Annotated in this window: 15 protein-coding genes; 4 read left to right on the top strand and 11 right to left on the bottom strand. The window is 60.4% G+C overall.

Going from position 1 to position 16,130, the window contains the following annotated elements:
- Positions 1 to 3: 3 nt before the first annotated feature.
- The 6 genes from D1224_RS08295 to htpX form a co-directional block, all read right to left on the bottom strand.
- Complete coding sequence (locus D1224_RS08295) at positions 4 to 1,887, bottom strand: polysaccharide biosynthesis protein (protein WP_147372352.1); 1,884 nt, start codon at positions 1,885 to 1,887, stop codon at positions 4 to 6.
- Positions 1,884 to 3,683, bottom strand: coding sequence for a heparinase II/III family protein (locus D1224_RS08290; protein ID WP_233350457.1), 1,800 nt, complete (start codon positions 3,681 to 3,683; stop codon positions 1,884 to 1,886). The genes D1224_RS08295 and D1224_RS08290 overlap by 4 nt, the downstream gene beginning before the upstream one ends.
- Entirely contained in the window at positions 3,634 to 4,302 is a 669-nt protein-coding gene (gene rpe / locus D1224_RS08285; RefSeq protein WP_119379415.1) for a ribulose-phosphate 3-epimerase, read from the bottom strand. Before rpe ends, D1224_RS08290 begins: the two co-directional genes overlap by 50 nt.
- 96 nt (positions 4,303 to 4,398) lie before the next feature.
- A complete protein-coding gene (locus D1224_RS08280) occupies positions 4,399 to 4,905 on the bottom strand; it encodes an outer membrane lipoprotein (protein WP_119379414.1) in 507 nt (168 codons plus the stop codon).
- A gap of 116 nt (positions 4,906 to 5,021) precedes the next feature.
- On the bottom strand, positions 5,022 to 6,305 hold the full coding sequence (locus D1224_RS08275) for an RsmB/NOP family class I SAM-dependent RNA methyltransferase (protein ID WP_119379413.1): 1,284 nt from the start codon (positions 6,303 to 6,305) through the stop codon (positions 5,022 to 5,024).
- Complete coding sequence (gene htpX, locus D1224_RS08270) at positions 6,302 to 7,210, bottom strand: zinc metalloprotease HtpX (protein WP_119379412.1); 909 nt, start codon at positions 7,208 to 7,210, stop codon at positions 6,302 to 6,304. The genes D1224_RS08275 and htpX overlap by 4 nt, the downstream gene beginning before the upstream one ends.
- Positions 7,211 to 7,318: 108 nt before the next feature.
- Here htpX and D1224_RS08265 point away from each other — a divergent pair, with 108 nt between their 5' ends.
- On the top strand, positions 7,319 to 7,504 hold the full coding sequence (locus tag D1224_RS08265; RefSeq protein WP_119379411.1) for a DUF1674 domain-containing protein: 186 nt from the start codon (positions 7,319 to 7,321) through the stop codon (positions 7,502 to 7,504).
- Between the two features lie 181 nt (positions 7,505 to 7,685).
- Entirely contained in the window at positions 7,686 to 8,531 is an 846-nt protein-coding gene (locus D1224_RS08260; RefSeq protein WP_119379410.1) for a hypothetical protein, read from the top strand.
- Between the two features lie 15 nt (positions 8,532 to 8,546).
- Here the strand turns inward: D1224_RS08260 and D1224_RS08255 are convergent, their stop codons facing one another.
- A complete protein-coding gene (locus D1224_RS08255) occupies positions 8,547 to 9,563 on the bottom strand; it encodes an SDR family oxidoreductase (RefSeq protein ID WP_119379409.1) in 1,017 nt (338 codons plus the stop codon).
- Between the two features lie 180 nt (positions 9,564 to 9,743).
- On the opposite strand from D1224_RS08255, the gene D1224_RS08250 reads away from it, so the two are divergent.
- Entirely contained in the window at positions 9,744 to 10,613 is an 870-nt protein-coding gene (locus D1224_RS08250) for an SLC41A family transporter (protein ID WP_182482216.1), read from the top strand.
- Positions 10,614 to 10,646: 33 nt separating this feature from the next.
- On the opposite strand, the gene D1224_RS08245 is transcribed toward D1224_RS08250, so the two are convergent.
- Both D1224_RS08245 and D1224_RS08240 read right to left on the bottom strand, forming a co-directional pair.
- Entirely contained in the window at positions 10,647 to 11,417 is a 771-nt protein-coding gene (locus tag D1224_RS08245; RefSeq protein ID WP_119379407.1) for a hypothetical protein, read from the bottom strand.
- A gap of 83 nt (positions 11,418 to 11,500) precedes the next feature.
- Complete coding sequence (locus tag D1224_RS08240; protein WP_119379406.1) at positions 11,501 to 12,481, bottom strand: DMT family transporter; 981 nt, start codon at positions 12,479 to 12,481, stop codon at positions 11,501 to 11,503.
- Between D1224_RS08240 and D1224_RS08235 the strand changes: the two genes are divergently transcribed.
- A complete protein-coding gene (locus tag D1224_RS08235) occupies positions 12,480 to 12,770 on the top strand; it encodes a hypothetical protein (protein WP_119379405.1) in 291 nt (96 codons plus the stop codon). The two genes, D1224_RS08240 and D1224_RS08235, sit on opposite strands and share 2 nt — an antisense overlap.
- A 4-nt stretch (positions 12,771 to 12,774) precedes the next feature.
- Here D1224_RS08235 and D1224_RS08230 read toward each other — a convergent pair whose 3' ends face one another.
- Both D1224_RS08230 and D1224_RS08225 read right to left on the bottom strand, forming a co-directional pair.
- A complete protein-coding gene (locus tag D1224_RS08230) occupies positions 12,775 to 13,662 on the bottom strand; it encodes an SDR family NAD(P)-dependent oxidoreductase (RefSeq protein WP_119379404.1) in 888 nt (295 codons plus the stop codon).
- A gap of 138 nt (positions 13,663 to 13,800) precedes the next feature.
- The gene (locus tag D1224_RS08225; protein ID WP_233350455.1) at positions 13,801 to 16,059 is read right to left on the bottom strand and encodes a prolyl oligopeptidase family serine peptidase; all 2,259 of its coding nucleotides are present in this window, start codon (positions 16,057 to 16,059) and stop codon (positions 13,801 to 13,803) included.
- Positions 16,060 to 16,130 lie beyond the last annotated feature (71 nt).

The raw sequence follows: 16,130 nt of genomic DNA, 5'->3' as shown, positions 1-16,130 counted from the left end.
CGGTTACTCCGCTGCCCGGCGCGGACGGTACTCTGGCACGAGCTCGGCAAGCATTTTGATCGCCTCGTCGCGGCGGCGATGACGGGCATGATCGAGCAACTCATCGAGCTTCTCATCGAAGTCATTTGCAACGACCTGCTTGGAGGCAACCTTGTAGATGCCCTCGATGCCGATCACGTTCACTTCTTCATGATTATAGGTGAGCTTCTCGTGCATCTTCTCGCCGGGGCGGAGACCTGTCGTGCGAATTTCAATATCCTGTCCGGGCACCAGGCCTTTGAGCCTGATCATGGCCTCGGCCAACGCCTTGATCCGGACAGGCTCCCCCATGTCGAGCACGTAAAGAGATGCAGAGCCCGGGCTGCCATTATGCGTCGCCGATTGAAGAACCAGCGCTGACGCCTCCTCCACTGTCATGAAGTAGCGCGTGACTTCCGGATGGGTCAGCGTCACCGGGCCGCCCTTGGCAATCTGGCGCTCGAAGAGCGGCACCACAGAGCCGGAAGAGCCAAGCACATTGCCGAAACGCACCATCGAGACGGAGAAGTTCGAGGACACGGCCTGCCGCGTCACCGTCAGCTCTGCCAGCCTTTTGGTGGCCCCCATGACATTGTCAGGATGCACCGCCTTGTCGGTCGAGACGAAAACGAACTTCTGAACCGATGAGGTCTGGGCGGCCTTCGCCGTGATCAGCGCGCCGCCGACATTGGTCAGGATCGCCTCACAGACATTCTGCTCCATCAGGGGCACATGTTTTAGCGCGGCCGCGTGGATAATGATGTCTGGCTCGAACTGTTCAATCGCTCGTGTCACCCGGGCGACGTCGCGCACATCACCAAGTTCGGAATTAATTGGCAGGTTCGGAAACTGCTCGCGCAGCGAAAGATCGGCTTCGTAGAGATTGTATTCGGATGAATCGAACAGGGTCAGCGATTGCGGGTTCATGCTCGCGCACTGGCGCGCCAGCTCAGAGCCGATCGTACCGCCGCCGCCGGTGACGAATACGCGCATGCCCTCGATCATGTCGGCTACGGGTTCAACGTCGAGCTCGCGTTCGCGTCGCCGCAACAGGTCTGCAGCGCGCACTGGCAGCATCGAAGCCGATGTCTGATCGGCGGCAGCGCCTAGAGACATGACCTCTGTCTTACGGCTCGCCGCAACTTCCAGAACCTGCGTCATGTAATGACGTTCTCGCGCGATGCCGGCCACAGCCACCAGCGGCGTCTTTTCGTAACGAAGGGTCAGTAGGTCGAGCACCTTGCTCAGGTCTTCGAGGCCCCCGAGCACGGGTATGCCGCGGATCTTGCGGCCGAACTCGGCGCCCTCAGGCTCGAGCAGGCCCAAGATACGAACCTTTGCACCCTTCTCATCCTTGCCCATCAGCGAGTCGATACGCGCCGCCTCTTCGGATTGGGCAATCAGCAGCACCATGGGCGCATCTGGACGGGCGCGCGAAAAAAAGATCTGCAGCGGCCGCTGCGTCGAGCGCCACAGCGCCACCATGCGGCCTGAAAAAATGATCGTAAGCCAGATGATCACAGCGATCACGATTGCCGTTCGCGGCACACCTACTAGCCTGTTCCAGAGGAACACGAGCGGCAGGAAGAATAGCGTGGCGAGACCAACGGCCTGAACGATGCGAACAGCGTCCCGCCAGCCAGAGTGACGCCAGACCTGCTTGTGTACGCCCAGCATATAGAATGAAACGAAGCCAACACCTGCGAAGATGGCTGTTGTGACGATGCCGCCGAAGAAGCTGTCAGGAGGCGCGCCTCCCGTCATCAGCCAGCGTGTAACCAGCGCAACGGCCATCGACACCGCAGCAGCGGCGGTATCGAAGCCAAGCGTGATCGCCATGGCTCTTCGGGCTTCATCGCGTGGCGTCAATCTGCCTTTTCCTTCAAGAATGCCCACCTAAGGCAATTTGGCGGCGTAGAACCATCACTATTCGGGTCCGCACGACCAGAAAGAACGATCTGCCTGCTTTTTTCTACCACACCGCGGCTCAGGTAAACGGTCTTTTCAAGTTTCGCACCAGGGTGGCTCGTCTTGAACTGCCAGATATCACCAGAATCGGTGCGAAGCCGGATGTAGCTGTCTTTCATCGTCGCCGAAACCGTCGGATGTAGATGAAACCGCACAGCGAACGGGATGGGCTTTTCCAGCTTGCCCGGCCCTTGCGAGAGCGGACGCGCAAGTGAATCCTCGCCCGTCAGACGGCTGCCGTCGGAAGACATGAAAAGGCGGCGGCGGTGCAGTAGGCCGAAAAGCCGCTTATAGCCGCCATGCTGGGCATCCAGCCAGATTTCCTCATTCTCTTCCATACGCTTGGCAAAGATACCATCCGGACCTTCAGGGAAGGTCAGCCCGGTTTCTTCATTGCGCTGGAAGGGAGCCGAATCCTCTGTCGCCAGGACCAGCGTCGAATGCGCGCCAGTCCGGCGCACAGCTGCGCGCCAGTCAATATCTGCTTCAGGGCTGAAACCGCATGACGTCACCAGGCGCGACTCGCCATCCTGGAATTCGAAACTCAGCGCACCGGCATGCGCGCCATCACCGAATGGTTGCGCAGGCGCTTCGCCGGCATCAAGGATGAGGCATGCCCCGGCCTTGAGTATTTTATGAAAGCCTGACCTGGGCGCCACCATGAAACCGCGCGGCTTACGCTTCATGCGCCCCAGAACCGCATCGACAATCTGCGGCAGGCTCTCATCGCTGTCATTGAATGGCGGCAACGCGCCATCCCCGCCGCGAAAAAAGGCGACCATACCGCCCAGCCGCTCAATCCATTTGCTTACAAAGTCCGGGACCGGCTTTCCCGCTTTCCCGAACGCGTCCGCCAGAATGCAGAGGTCCAGCATGGCTCGCAGGCCGCGCGCCGGCGCTCGGGTCACATGACCACCATCGGGCAGGATCTGTGCCGTGCACTCACTTTCCAGAAGCTCAAGCGCCTCTTCAAGGCCTTCTCCTTGCTTGAGGCACAGGCTATCGAGCACCATGACGCACGCGACACGCCAGCGCGCTATGAAGTCCACGCAGTCTGGATGTAACGCCTCGATATGGCGCTGATGCCGCGCGAGCGTCTCAAGCCGGCGTTCGATATCGGCAGGCTCGCCCCGGGTGAACAGCACCGACCCGCACAGCATCCAGTTCCAGACGCGGTCAGCCGCGCAACCGATGCGCCAGGCGAACCCGTTGAAGCGGCCGAAGTTTGCCATCCAGTCATCGACAAGATAGCAGGCGCGCTCTGCCCCCGCCTCGCCCTGGGCGAACACATCCGCCAACCAGTCGAACCGGTGCACCCTGTCAGCAAAATGGCGTGACGGAAGCGGCGCCGTCCATGGCGGCAGGCCTTCGTTCATCTCGATCTTGTCAGCACCGATACGCCAGACATCTTTCATCAGGCTCTCACCGCGCATGTGGTCAGGCGGGGCTATCGGCTCCGGATAGATGGTAAAACTGTCTGGCGCGGCACCGGAAATCTTCAGCCGGTGAATAGGGGACGCGGCGATGTCCTGCCCGCTGATGCCAGCGAGACGCATCCACAGATCCGCATCCTCTTCAGGTGTGCGGCGTGGGGGTGGGGTCGATTTGGCGTACTCCACTGCGGTCACTCGCCTGGTGCTAATAGCTCTACTGGCCGTCTTCTCCACGAAGCGCGGCGATGTTGCGAGCATAAGCATCCGCACCCCCCTTGAATACAGCCGATCCTGCAACGATCGCTGTTACCCCAGCCTCGATTGCACGAGGCGCCGTTTCCGGAGTCAGTCCGCCATCGACCTCAAGAATGATATCGCGTCCACAGGCGTCTATCTTCCTACGGAATGACTCAATCTTTCTGAGCTGGCTGTCAATGAAACTCTGCCCCCCGAAGCCCGGATTCACCGACATGACAAGAATGAGGTCAATGTCATCAATGATCGGATCGACCACTTCGGCAGGGGTCCCGGGATTGATGGCGACGCCCGGCCTCATGCCTGCTGCCCGGATCGACTGGAGCGTGCGGTGAATGTGCGGCCCGGCTTCCGGGTGCACGGTCAGAATATCAGCGCCGGCATCGGCGAAGTCCTGGATGTAGGGATCGACCGGCGCGATCATCAGGTGAACGTCGAACGGCTTGTCCGTATGCGGACGCAGCTTCTTGATCACTGGCGCGCCGAAAGTGAGGTTGGGTACGAAATGCCCATCCATCACATCGACATGGATCATGTCAGCGCCAGCGGTATCGATAGCGCGAATTTCTTCGCCCAGACAGGCGAAATCTGCGGACAGTATGGAGGGGGAGATCATGACGCGTGACATGGCACGCTGGGTAAGGCCTAACCGCCGCAAGCACAAGGCTCACGGCGGCATGGAAGCTTCAATTTCAGCAGCCTCAGCGAGAGACCTGGCAACGCCCTAGTAGCGCGGATAGCCCTGTGCCGGAGACACCGTCGTGCGCCCGCCGCCATAGGTGACGTTCACGCGCTGGCCGGGATACATCGCGATGTCAGCGCCCTGCACCACTTCAATCGTGCGCCCGCTATCGAGCTGTACGGTATAGGCAAAGCCGCGGCGTGTATTCATGCCCTTGCCGAGCTCATTACCGGCAAGGCCACCGAGGACCGCACCGCCAACCGCGCCCGCAGTCTGCGCCTTGTCACCGCCGCCGAGCTCAGACCCTGCAAGCCCGCCGAGCACTGCACCGGTCGCGGCGCCAAGGATGCTGTTGTCAGGTCGGATCGTCACTTCGCGTACATCGCTGATCGTGCCGGGCTCGACCTGTGAGGCATAGCCGATCTCATTCGGGCTGACCGTATTTGCACCATAAGTGCTCGCACACCCGGCCAGCGTCATCGTAAGCGCAACAAAGGCGCCTGCCATCAGACGGCCAGGCTTGGTGACTTGAGGGATGTTCGTATTCATTATCCGGATCCTTTGACAACGGGACAGCATTAGGTATCCGCCCCTCATGCTGAACAGAATATGAATTACGGGCGGCAAGAAGATGGCATGCGAATACTTTTCGGTGACTAGGCGCCTCAAGCGGTTCGGCGAAGCCTGGAAATAAAGAAAGCGTCGTGCGCGAACCCCTCTTGAGGCAGGGTGAGGAGGTCACCTTTCCCCGTCAGACCGTCCGCAAAAGCTCCAGCTTCTTCAGCGTTGATTGGTGCGCGTTGCAGGCCGGTCTCTTTCAAGGCAGCATCCAGGACATCAGCGCCCTCGCGTTTCAGCGGCGTACAGACACAATAGACAATGGTGCCCCCCGGTTTCACAAGACGTGCGGCCGCCTTCAGGAGACGAAGCTGAACGCCAGGAAAGCGCGCAATATCGTCAGGGCCCTTGATCCATGCGCCTTCCGGATGACGCCGCAGCGTCCCAAAGGCCGAGCACGGTGCATCCAGCAGGACTGCGTCGGCTAGCGCGTCCGGAGACCACGTCTCTGCATTGTCTGCAACGATCTCCACGCGGTCCTGCAAGCCTATGCGTTCAAGGTTTTCTTCAAGCCGCTGAAGCCGCGTCCGGGACCGGTCGACAGCGACCGTTTTCGCGCCCATGGCAGCAATCTGCATCGTCTTGCCGCCCGGCGCAGCGCAGAGATCGAACACGGTCTGACCGGATTCTATGCCCAGAAGCTGTGCAGGTATGGCTGCCGCGGCATCCTGCACCCACCAGTCCCCGGCGCGGTAGCCTTCAACGCCAGCCACATCGCCAGACGCCACCCGCAGACTGCCAAGTCCAACGCGTTTCGCACCGATCCGCTTGGCAAGATCCTCCGCAAACCCCTCATCACGCACTGTGAGGTCGAGGTCCGGCTCTTCCATCTGCAGGCGCGCGAGCGCCGAGGCACCCTCTACACCGAGAGAGGTCATAAGCTCCACCGTCAGCCAGTCCGGCCAGACCGAGGTTGTCGGCGCCGCATCGAAGGCGGTGCGGTCATTCACTGCCTTGCGCAACACCGCATTCAGAAAGCCCGAGGCTGACCGCGCGCGGGCCCATTGCTTTGCGGCGTTCACCGTTTCACTGACGACGGCATGGGCCGGCGTATCGAGGATCCAGCTCTGCGCCGCCCCGATGCGCAGCAGCGCCCGCGCTGGCGGCACAGCTGTCTCTATTGGACGGTTGAGGAAAGGCGCGAGCCCCTTGTCGATACGGCCGAGCTGGCGCAACGCCGCGCTCGCCATAGCCCGGGCAAAGCCCCTGTCGGGGCCCGTCAGCGCGCCATAAGTCTCTGACAGCTCCATCGCCTCGTCCAGCGTGCGGCGATTGTCGAGTGTTTCAATGAGGAGGTCGGCGGCAGCTTGTCTTGATCTGGATGCGCTCATCCCCAGGGCCCACGCGCTGTGACCGTTTCAGGATAGAGCCGCTCCGGCGGCGCCACATTCATGTCCATGGCAAGCTTGTGCAGCGCCTCGACACGGTTGGCGGTAGATGGATGGGTGGAAAACAGATTGTCACCTTTGCGCCCGGCAAGCGGGTTCATGATGTAGACGTGCGCCATGGCCGGATTGGCCTCGGCACGCTGGTTGAGATTGGAACGTGCGCCCCTGTCTATCTTTTCGAGCGCGGAGGCAAGCCAGTAAGGGTTACCGCAGATTTCCGCGCCGCGCTTGTCCGCCTCATATTCGCGTGACCGGCTGATCGCCATCTGCACAAGGCCTGCCGCCATTGGCGCAAAGATCATGATGGCAATGGAGGCGAAAATCCCTCCGCGCGAGCGGTCACCGAAGAAGATCGCGAAATTGGCCAGCATGCCGATGGCACCAGCCAGCGTCGCCGTCACCGTCATGGTCAGCGTGTCGCGGTGCGCCACATGTGCGAGCTCATGCGCCATGACGCCGGAGACTTCCTCACGCGTCAGCGTATTGAGCAGGCCCGTCGTCGCACAAACGGCGGCATTCTTCGGGTTACGCCCCGTCGCGAATGCGTTCGGCTGCGGGGTGTCGATGATATAGATGCGCGGCGTAGGAAGGCCGGCATGAGCGGCGAGCGCCCGCGTGTCATTGGCGAACGTGCGGAAGATGGGGGATCGCTCATCCGGCGAGATTTCGCGCGCGCCCTGCATGCGCAACACGATCTTGTCGGCATTCCACCAGGAATAAACGTTGAGCATCAGGGCAATGGCAAATGCGATCGCCATGCCGACAACACCGCCCACGAGATAGCCAACAGCCATGAACAGCGCTGTCATTGCAGCGAGCAAGACAAATGTCTTCATTGTTCCCGGCATCGGGGCTCCTTGATGCTGAAGGCAGACTTTTTAATATTTTGCGTTGAACTATATGGAAAGAGTTAACACGCCTGAGAAGCGCATCGCCGCAAGCATGACAATATTATAATGAAAAAGCCCCTTTCTCCCGAAGCTCAACGCGCCCTCGACGAAGCAAAAGCTCGCCGCGAGGCCCAGATAGAGCACGAAAAAGCGCTCGAGGCAGAGCGGGAAAAGGAAAAAGGCGGCCCCCGACACCGTGAACCTACGCGTTTTGGCGACTGGGAACGCAAGGGGATTACCTACGACTTCTAGGTTTGTAGACCGCACCGACAACCCGTCTCCAAAGCGCTCTGCACGTGCTACGCGAGCGCCTTTCCCCTCTCCGGTTAAGCTGTTTGATTCGCTGCTGCGTATGACGTTTACTGATGATTGGCCCTGCATTTGCTGCAGGACTGCCTAGATCGACCGGACTTTCGCTCAGGAGGCGAATACTATGCCATATCGGTACAAGGCCGCTTTGTTCGCTGCATCTGCCGCGCTTCTGGCGACCCCTGCACTTGCAGACGGGTACGAAAATCGTCCGATCAACAGGGGCCCCGCGCCGCTTCAGGCCCACGCCCAGCAGACACCGCCAGAGCCAGGCTGCTATCTGGTCGGCCACGACACCTGGTCGTGCCCGCCACTGCCGCAGACGGCCAGGCGCACACACGCAACCTCTCACGCCAGCCATCACGGTTATACCAGCACACCGGCCCGCCACGTTGCGGCGCATGGCGGCTACGCCTCGGGGTCTGTTTCTCATTCCTACGCCGCAGCCCATGCTGGACACGCGCATGCCTATGGTGCAGCGTGCGGTTACAACGCCATCGCGGCACGTCCGGCGCAGGTTAGCTATACGACTCGCGCAGTGTCTCGTCCGGCACCGCGCCCGGTCTCCGTCTCACGCACAGCGACGCGTAGCACCGGCTATACGACGCGCTCCGCCGCGCGCACATCGCGACATGCAAGACGCGATGTGGACCTCGACATTTCTGGTTTTGATGGCGGCGTCGGCAACGGGGTCGACGGTGGCTATTATGGCGGCGGGGGCGGCTTTGCCTATGCCAGCGCCAGCTCCTCGGCGAGCGCCTTGTCCCATGCAGCCGCCTCATTCACCTTCAATGGCAGTTTCCGCGGTGGTGGCGGCGGCAAGCATCACGGCGGCGGGTGCAATACCTGCGGTGGTGGCCATAAGGGCGGCGGCTGGAAAGGCGGCGGCCATGGCGGCAACAAAGGTGGTGGCCATAGTGGACGCCGCGGCGGCCATAAAGGTGGCGGTCACGGCGGCGGCGGACATTAGGTCCGCCTTGCCAGGCTAGACGGCGTCCAGCTCTATCAGGCTTTTCGCGCTCGCAATGATCGCCTCATCGGCCGGGATCGGGTCAATACCCAGCACGGTTTTCAGCTTCTTGTTCGAATAAGCCCGCTTCTTGCCAAGCTCCGGCAAGACCTGTTTCAACGGCGGATTGATCTGTGCAAACAGCCGGACCAGCCAGTTGGGCAGAGTGCCTTTCGGGATCTTCTGGTCTGGAAATGCCTTGCGCAGAACCTCACCCATCTCGTCCATCCAGAGAACGTCGCCGCCGCAGATAAAGCGCTCGCCGACCGCTTCCGGCCGCTCCATCGCCTCGATATGTGCGCGCGCGACATCCCGAACATCAATGACACCAAAGCTCAGCTTCGGAAAAGCCGGCAGCTTTCCTTCCAGCGGCTGGCTGACCAGCTGCAACGAGGACGACACATCCGCGCTCATGGCCGGTCCGAGCACGGCGACCGGATTGATGACCGACAGCTCCAGCCCTGCCCCCTCACCGTTTACATAGTCCCAGGCCGCCTTCTCAGCGATCGTCTTGGACCGCGCATAGGCGGTATTGTCCTTGAGGTTGTCGGCATTCGACCAGTGAACTTCGGTCAGCGTTTCGGGACGCTTTTCGCCCCAGCCATACCCGATCGCTGCCATGGAAGACGTCATCACGACCCGTTTGACCCCTTCGGCCTTCGCGGCCCGAAGCACACGCAACGCCCCATCGCGCGCCGGAATGATCAGCTCATCGGCTGACTTTGGCGCATCTGTCGGAAAGGGCGAGGCGACATGCTGAACAAAGTCCACGCCCTTTACCGCCTCAGCCCAGCCTTCATCCTTGTTAAGATCAGCTGCAACGATCTCGATGGCGACGGGCTTGCCCGCATAGTCAGACAGGATCTGATTGAGCCGTGCGGCCTTGTCGGTCGAGCGCGCCGTGCCGCGAACCTCATAGCCCCGCTCAATCAGCTGCAGAATCAGATGCGACGCAATAAAACCCGTCGCCCCGGTAACCAGAACCTTTGCCATGAAAATCCCCTTCCAGGCGCAAAGGTTGATCTCCGGCCGGACTTTGGCAAGCGAAATCGGTGCGCGATGCCCGTCAGCGCCACCGCATCGCCTGCATGCAACCAGGCAGCGTTGGTTACCAGTCTGTTTTGATTGCAAATAAGTTTCGCAGGACCCGTCTTCGTTTATCTCACGTTCAGCTTGGCCCGGCATATTGGGCCGACGACAACACTGGGGGTTAAGATGGGTTCACGCGGCACACATCTGGGCAATGGATTTGTCCCAAATCTCGTCAGGCTACTATTCCTGCTTGTTATCCTGGCCTTCTTTTTCGGGTCGATGATCTCGCTCTGGGGTACGTCATATCAGTGGCTCGCCATCGTAATCGCCGCGTTCCTTCTGGGCACGATCATCTCGCTTCTCTTCTTCCGCTGGAAAGTGATCGCCTTTTTCACGCTGGGTTTCCTCATCACAAATTTTACGGGGGCCTATATCGCGCACCAGCAGGGCGATGGGAGCGAGGCGCGGGCGGCCTATGTCGGCGTTGCTGGGCGCGATCCGGCATACGCCGTGCTTTTCCCCGGCCCGCTGAACGCCTGGCTGGCTGAGTTCACGCCCGGCTCACAAGGCGGCAACAGTATTTCCGACCGGCCCGACTTCCATGGCAACAAACGCTTCGTCTCACGGGTGGATACCAAAAAATACGATCCCTCCTACGTCTATTATCTGGCTACACCAGACGTCGACATGACCGAAAAGGCTTTCGTGGAAAGCTACAGGCAGATCGCAAAGCAGCATGGCGACTGGCTCGGCTACATGGCCCGCTGCGTTAATGGTGGGCACGCCAGTGTCCCCCTGCTGAGCAAGAACAGAGGCGCCCTCAAGGAAGCAGAACGCACCGGCCGGTCGGTCTGCGGCGCCTATGCTGAACAGGCTTTTGGTATCGACATTGAAGAGACCCGCGAGGCGTATCTTTCCCGGCTCGATGTCTCGACCTGCGAGGAGAGCCCCGCCTGCATGCGGGTCAAACGCGAGCTGAAATTATATGGCGGTACGTTCTTCCCAGAGTAAGCCTGGGGCGTCGGCGACATCATTCAGTCAATGTCAGGAAAACACGTCGCCGATATGATCGACCCGCGTGCCGTCTTTAAGCTCGCGAAGGTGCACATAGAGAACAGAGACGCCAACCGCGCCAACAATGGCGAGCGCCGTATCGACGACGACGCTCATCAGCATTGCTGGCATGCTGATCCCGCCGCTGGCGATGACGCCGGCTGCGCCGACACCGATCGATAGCAGCCCCAGCACAGCGCCGAGAATGAACAGGATTACATAGCCGATCAGGATCAGGCCGAAGATCTGCCAGCGCGAGCCGCGTGTGAGATCTGCACTGCGCCCGAAGCTGCCAAAGATCCCGGCCTTGTCGATCACGAGCGCTGGCACCACCACGGCCCAGACCGTGAGCAGGATGAGGCCGGGGATAATCAGCAAGAGGAAGCCGATCGTCAGGCCGATGCTCATCAGGATGGAGACAATGAAGAGCGGCACGAGGGCGCGCAGCGCCGTACCAATGGCCTCACCCGTGTCACTTGTTCCTCGGTTAAGAGAGGTAACAGTTGTATGCACGACGGCTGCCTGCAGCATGAACGGGAAGAGCGCGTAGAGCAGGTTCGCCAGGAAGTAGCCGAACGAGAAATTCATCTCGAACGTGCCGCCCTCAAGCGTCCGCTCCAGCATCTGCGAGGAAAACAGCGCGACCAGCAAGGTCGGCACACCTACGAAAACGAGGCCGAGCACGACAAGGTCCGCAAATTTTCGGCCGATAACGCTGAACGTCTCGCCAATGACCGCGCCAATATTGAGTGTCTTTTCCATGCCAGCCTCGCAAATCCCGGAAAGTCATCAGCGGAGCACAAGGTTCGGAACGCGGCAAGCCGACTGGGCCGAAATTCTCGCCCTTAACCCCGCTTCTCCAGCACGGTCACTTTTTGGGCTTTCTTCTTGCGATCGCGCCAGGTGATGTAGACCGCCGAGGCGATGATGATCCCGGCGCCGACCCAGACATTCACGCCCGGCAACATGCCGACAATGACGAGGTCCGCGCCCGTCGCCATTGGCAGGCGAAGATAGTCGAGCGGCGACAGGAAGGACGCATCACCAATACTCACCGCCGAGATATAGCAGAACTGCGCCACGAACCCGACGCCCGCCATAACCACGATCCAGCCCCATGTCTCCAGCGACGGCATCGACCAGTAATAGATCGCGAAGGGCAGCAACAGGATGGACGAGAGCACGTTCGCATAGGTCAGCAGCGCGACGGCCGACAGCTCTGCCGAAAGCGTTTTCACAAGCACGATGGCGAAGGCGAGGAAGAAGGCGCTCAGGATTGCGCAAATCGTACCCGTATCAAGGTGAAAGCCCGCGCCCGGCGCCACTGGCATCCAGAAGACGAACACCCCCGGCACCACCATGATCAGCACGCCGAAAAAGCCGATTATGACCGCGCCCCAGCGATGCGGCCCCACCACTTCGCGAAGGAAGATCGCCGCCAGAACCGTCACGAAGAGTGACCGCGAGAAACTGATCGCATTGAACTGCGAGAAGGTCAGATTGAAGTCAGCTGACAGCGCCACAATCGCCAGCGTGAAGCCCAGCGTCCCGAACAGCGAGCGCAGCAACAACAGGCCCGGATGCTTTGTCTTCATCTTCGAAATGCCGACCCGCATGATGATCGGCACCGACATGAAACAGGCAAAGAAGGCGCGCCAGAAGGCCAGGAAAACCGGGTGGACTTCCTCTGTCAGCGTCTTGGACAGCACCGTATAGGCAGTGAAACCGACCGCCGAAAACAGCATGAAAACCGCGCCGAGGGCATTGCCTGACAGCTTGCCTGTACTAGGCTCGTCCTCAGTTTCCATTTCTGTTTCACGGCTCATGAAGACCTTTTCCCAATCTGACCTCGACGAGATCGACAAGCTATGGCGAAGCGTCCCGGCCGACCATATGTGGGCCGGATGGTCAGCAGCCGGCGCAGAGCCGGAAGAGGTCTGGCTCTACCGCACGCGGGCGCACTGGCGCAAATTCCCGCTTCGTAAAACAGATGACGGTTTCGCGCTGTTTGATGAAAAGGACCGCCCCGTCGCCGAGGCGGCCTCACTCGATGACCTCCTGACGGCGGTCGAGAGCATCCCTGCCCTCGCCGCCAGCGAGGCCGCCAAGGGCTGACCAGTCAGCTGCCTGCCTGGCCGGCCTCCATGGCAAGACGCATCTGCTCTGCCTGTTCGATCGAGATGCCAAGTGCATCCAGAAGCGGACCGCCATCGCTCTCATCCCAGCTATGGCGCGGGCCGACCGTCATACCGCCATCGACGAGGAATTCCCCGCCTGTGACAAAGCCTGACCGGTCACCCGCCAGGAAGAGCGCCATATCCGCAATGTCCTTGGCCGCACCTGTGCGTCCGGCTGGCTGCATACGCCCACCCTGCTGCTCGACCAGGGCGGCCATCTGGTCTGCCTGCTCGCGCGACAGGCCCAGCGAAGCGCCAAAGATCGACGTTGCGATAAAGCCTGGCAGAATCGAATTGACCCGGATCTTGTATTTGGAAAGCTCTGCGGCGGCGAGCTTGGAGAAGTGCGCGACGCCTTTCTTGGCCACCGAATATGTGATCGGCGCATAGCCTGCGCAAACTGCGGAAATCGATGATGTGTTGATGATCGACCCGCCCTTCTCCTTCATCATCGGCACGGCGAGTTTCGTCCCGACAAAGACCGACTTCAGCAGGAGGTTCATGGTCTGGTCCCAGCCATCCTCATCCAGCTCTTCAACGCCGGTCGGGGTGCCCCCATGGCCAGCATTGTTCCAGAGGATGTCGAGCCCACCAAAAGCGTCCTGCGCGGTCTCGAACAGCTTTTTCAGGTCTGATGTCTTGGTCACGTCGCAATGGATATAGCGCACGCGGTCAGAGCCAAATCGCGCTTCCAGCGCCTTGCCCTTCTCATCCTGCAGATCGCCAGCCACGACATTCGCACCGGCCTCGACGAACACTTCGACGCCGGCATAGCCAATGCCGCTCGCCGCGCCTGTAATGATCGCCGTTTTTCCGCTGAGATCGCCCATGAATTCCTCCTCATATTGTTTGCCTCCGAGGGGGCGCCGGGCGGCACCGCAAGTCAAGATTGGCGTCGGGTAAAGAAAACCCCCGGCGCCATGGGAGGCCCCGGGGGTAATCCGTGTCATTTTGTTTAGCTGAAAATCCTACTCGTCTTCGCCGAACAGCTTGCGGTGAAGATAGACATGCTCCAGCGCAGTGCGGCGGGCCGCTTCTTTCTGGTTCGCTGCCGCCGAATGGCCGCCATCAATATTCTCATAGTAATAGAACGGCTTGCCAGCGACTTCGAACTTGCGCGCCATCTTGCGCGCATGGCCCGGATGTACGCGGTCATCCTTGGTCGACGTCACGAAGAATGGCGTCGGATAATCCGCATTCGGGTCGAAGTTCTGGTACGGCGAGATCGTCTCAAGGAAGGCACGCTCGCGGGGCACATCCGGGGAGCCATACTCATCGACCCAGGACGCGCCTGCCAGCAACAGGTGATAGCGCAGCATGTCGAGCAGCGGTACCTGGATCACAACGGCGTCCCAGAGGTCCGGACGCTGCGTCAGCATCACGCCCATGAGAAGGCCGCCATTTGATCCGCCCATGATGCCGAGATGCTCGGTCGAGGTCACACCCCGGCCGATAACGTCCTGCGCCACGGCAATGAAATCATCATAGATGATCTGGCGCTGCGTTTTCAGGCCAGCCTGGTGCCAGGCCGGGCCGAACTCGCCGCCGCCACGGATATTGGCCAGCACATACGCGCCGCCCTCTTCCAGCCAGAGACGTCCGCGCACGCCCGAATAGGACGGGTTCATCGAGACCTCGAAACCGCCATAGCCATAGAGCAGCGTTGGGGTCGTGCCATCTAGCTCGATCCCTTCCTTGTAGACGATGAAGTAAGGGATCGCCGTGCCGTCGCTGGACACTGCAAAGTGTTGGTCCACCGCCAGGCCTTCGGCATCAAACTTGCTGGGCAGGCTCTTGATCTGACGCACTTCTCCCGAGCTCACATCATAGCGGAGCAGGCTGTCAGGCGTCAGGAAATCCTCATAGTTGATGAAGACCGTATCGGAATCGCGGTCAGCAAAAGCGATGCCCGCCTGACCGGACGTGCCCGGCAGGCTCAGCTCCGTGCGTGACCAGCCATTGTCGGCGGGTTCGATCTGCAAGACCTTGCCGCGCACATTCTCGTCAATCGAGAGGAGTGCTGCGCCCTTCGCAATCGCGACACCATTCACCGCCTGATTGTTCTCAGGGTGGAAAACGAGCGAGACCGGCGGCACTTCACGCGTGCGCAGGAATGTCTCGAGATCGAACGCAACCACGTCGCCAGAAAAGAAGGCAGACCCGGCCCGAGGTGACCAGTTCTGTTTCAGCGTGATCAGCAGATTGCCCTGATAGACGCCCTGCGGCGATGACTTCTGCGGGATCGGCATACGGACAGGGCGGTCCTCGCCCTCCGGCATCCACCAATAGGTGGACGTGAAGAAAGTATCTGCCTCGACAGCGATCTGCAGCCGGCGGCCATCATCGGTTTCGATCACCGACGGCCAGACACCGACATCGCTCTCATCACCGCGCACGACTTCGACAGCCGAAGACAACGGCGTGCCGCGCGCCCAGCGCTTCACGATGAAAGGATAGCCCGAGGCCGTGGTCGTACCTTCGCCCCAGTTCGTGGCAATCAGTGCCGTATTGCGGTCCACCCAGGCAAAGCCCTGCTTCGCTTCTGGCGTGACAAAGCCGCCCTCGACAAAGCTCTTGGAGGCAATATCGAACTCGCGCTGGATCACGGCGTCCTTGCCGCCATCGGATAGCGAGATCATGCAATACCAGCGCGCACCCGCATCGGACTTGAAGCAATTGGCGCCCTTGTAGACCCAGTTCTTGCCCTCTTCCTCAGCCAGCGCGTCGATATCGAGCAAGGTTTCCCAGCGCGGATTGCTGGTTTCGTAGCTTTCCAGCGACGTACGGCGCCATACGCCGCGCACATTGGTGCTGTCCTGCCAGAAATTATAGACATAGCCGTCACGCACAGCCCCGTACGGGATACGCTCATCGGACTGCAGCACATCCAGCGCGGCCTGATAATAACGGTCATACATGCCGTCGGACTGAAGCTCTGCCAGTGTGCGTTCATTCTGGGTGCGAACCCATTCGAGAGCTTCCTCGCCCTCTACATCTTCAAGCCAGACATATGGATCTTCACCCGGGGCAACATTTTCCTGCGGATAGGTTTTCACTTCGGCAACGGCCTCCTCAGGCATCATTTCAGCTTCTTCTGCCATCACATCTGCTTCAGCAGGCTCGACGGTTTCGGGCGCCGCGACATCAGCATCGTCGCTCGGCGCCGGGGTCGATTGGCAGGCGGCAACAAGAACAAGAGCAGCCATCGCTGTCAGGGGTTTTTTCATCCAGAAACTCCGATAAGGTGACGCAGAATATCGTTTCCTGCATGGTTAAGCAGAAAAGATTATCCGGATAC

It is taken from the genome of Henriciella barbarensis (assembly GCF_003576345.1).
Lineage (GTDB): Bacteria > Pseudomonadota > Alphaproteobacteria > Caulobacterales > Hyphomonadaceae > Henriciella > Henriciella barbarensis.
The sequence above is the reverse complement of the archived record's forward strand: the minus strand, read 5'-3'. Positions and strand labels throughout refer to the sequence as shown.

Coding starts and splice junctions, on each gene's coding strand:
- D1224_RS08245 (WP_119379407.1), bottom strand. CDS start 11,417: ATGGAAAAGACACTCAATATTGGCGCGGTCATTGGCGAGACGTTCAGC.
- htpX (WP_119379412.1), bottom strand. CDS start 7,210: ATGCCGGGAACAATGAAGACATTTGTCTTGCTCGCTGCAATGACAGCG.
- D1224_RS08265 (WP_119379411.1), top strand. CDS start 7,319: ATGAAAAAGCCCCTTTCTCCCGAAGCTCAACGCGCCCTCGACGAAGCA.
- D1224_RS08255 (WP_119379409.1), bottom strand. CDS start 9,563: ATGGCAAAGGTTCTGGTTACCGGGGCGACGGGTTTTATTGCGTCGCAT.
- D1224_RS08240 (WP_119379406.1), bottom strand. CDS start 12,481: ATGAGCCGTGAAACAGAAATGGAAACTGAGGACGAGCCTAGTACAGGC.
- D1224_RS08290 (WP_233350457.1), bottom strand. CDS start 3,683: ATGCTTATGCTCGCAACATCGCCGCGCTTCGTGGAGAAGACGGCCAGT.
- D1224_RS08280 (WP_119379414.1), bottom strand. CDS start 4,905: ATGAATACGAACATCCCTCAAGTCACCAAGCCTGGCCGTCTGATGGCA.
- D1224_RS08275 (WP_119379413.1), bottom strand. CDS start 6,305: ATGAGCGCATCCAGATCAAGACAAGCTGCCGCCGACCTCCTCATTGAA.
- D1224_RS08225 (WP_233350455.1), bottom strand. CDS start 16,059: ATGAAAAAACCCCTGACAGCGATGGCTGCTCTTGTTCTTGTTGCCGCC.
- D1224_RS08230 (WP_119379404.1), bottom strand. CDS start 13,662: ATGGGCGATCTCAGCGGAAAAACGGCGATCATTACAGGCGCGGCGAGC.
- D1224_RS08260 (WP_119379410.1), top strand. CDS start 7,686: ATGCCATATCGGTACAAGGCCGCTTTGTTCGCTGCATCTGCCGCGCTT.
- D1224_RS08235 (WP_119379405.1), top strand. CDS start 12,480: ATGAAGACCTTTTCCCAATCTGACCTCGACGAGATCGACAAGCTATGG.
- rpe (WP_119379415.1), bottom strand. CDS start 4,302: ATGTCACGCGTCATGATCTCCCCCTCCATACTGTCCGCAGATTTCGCC.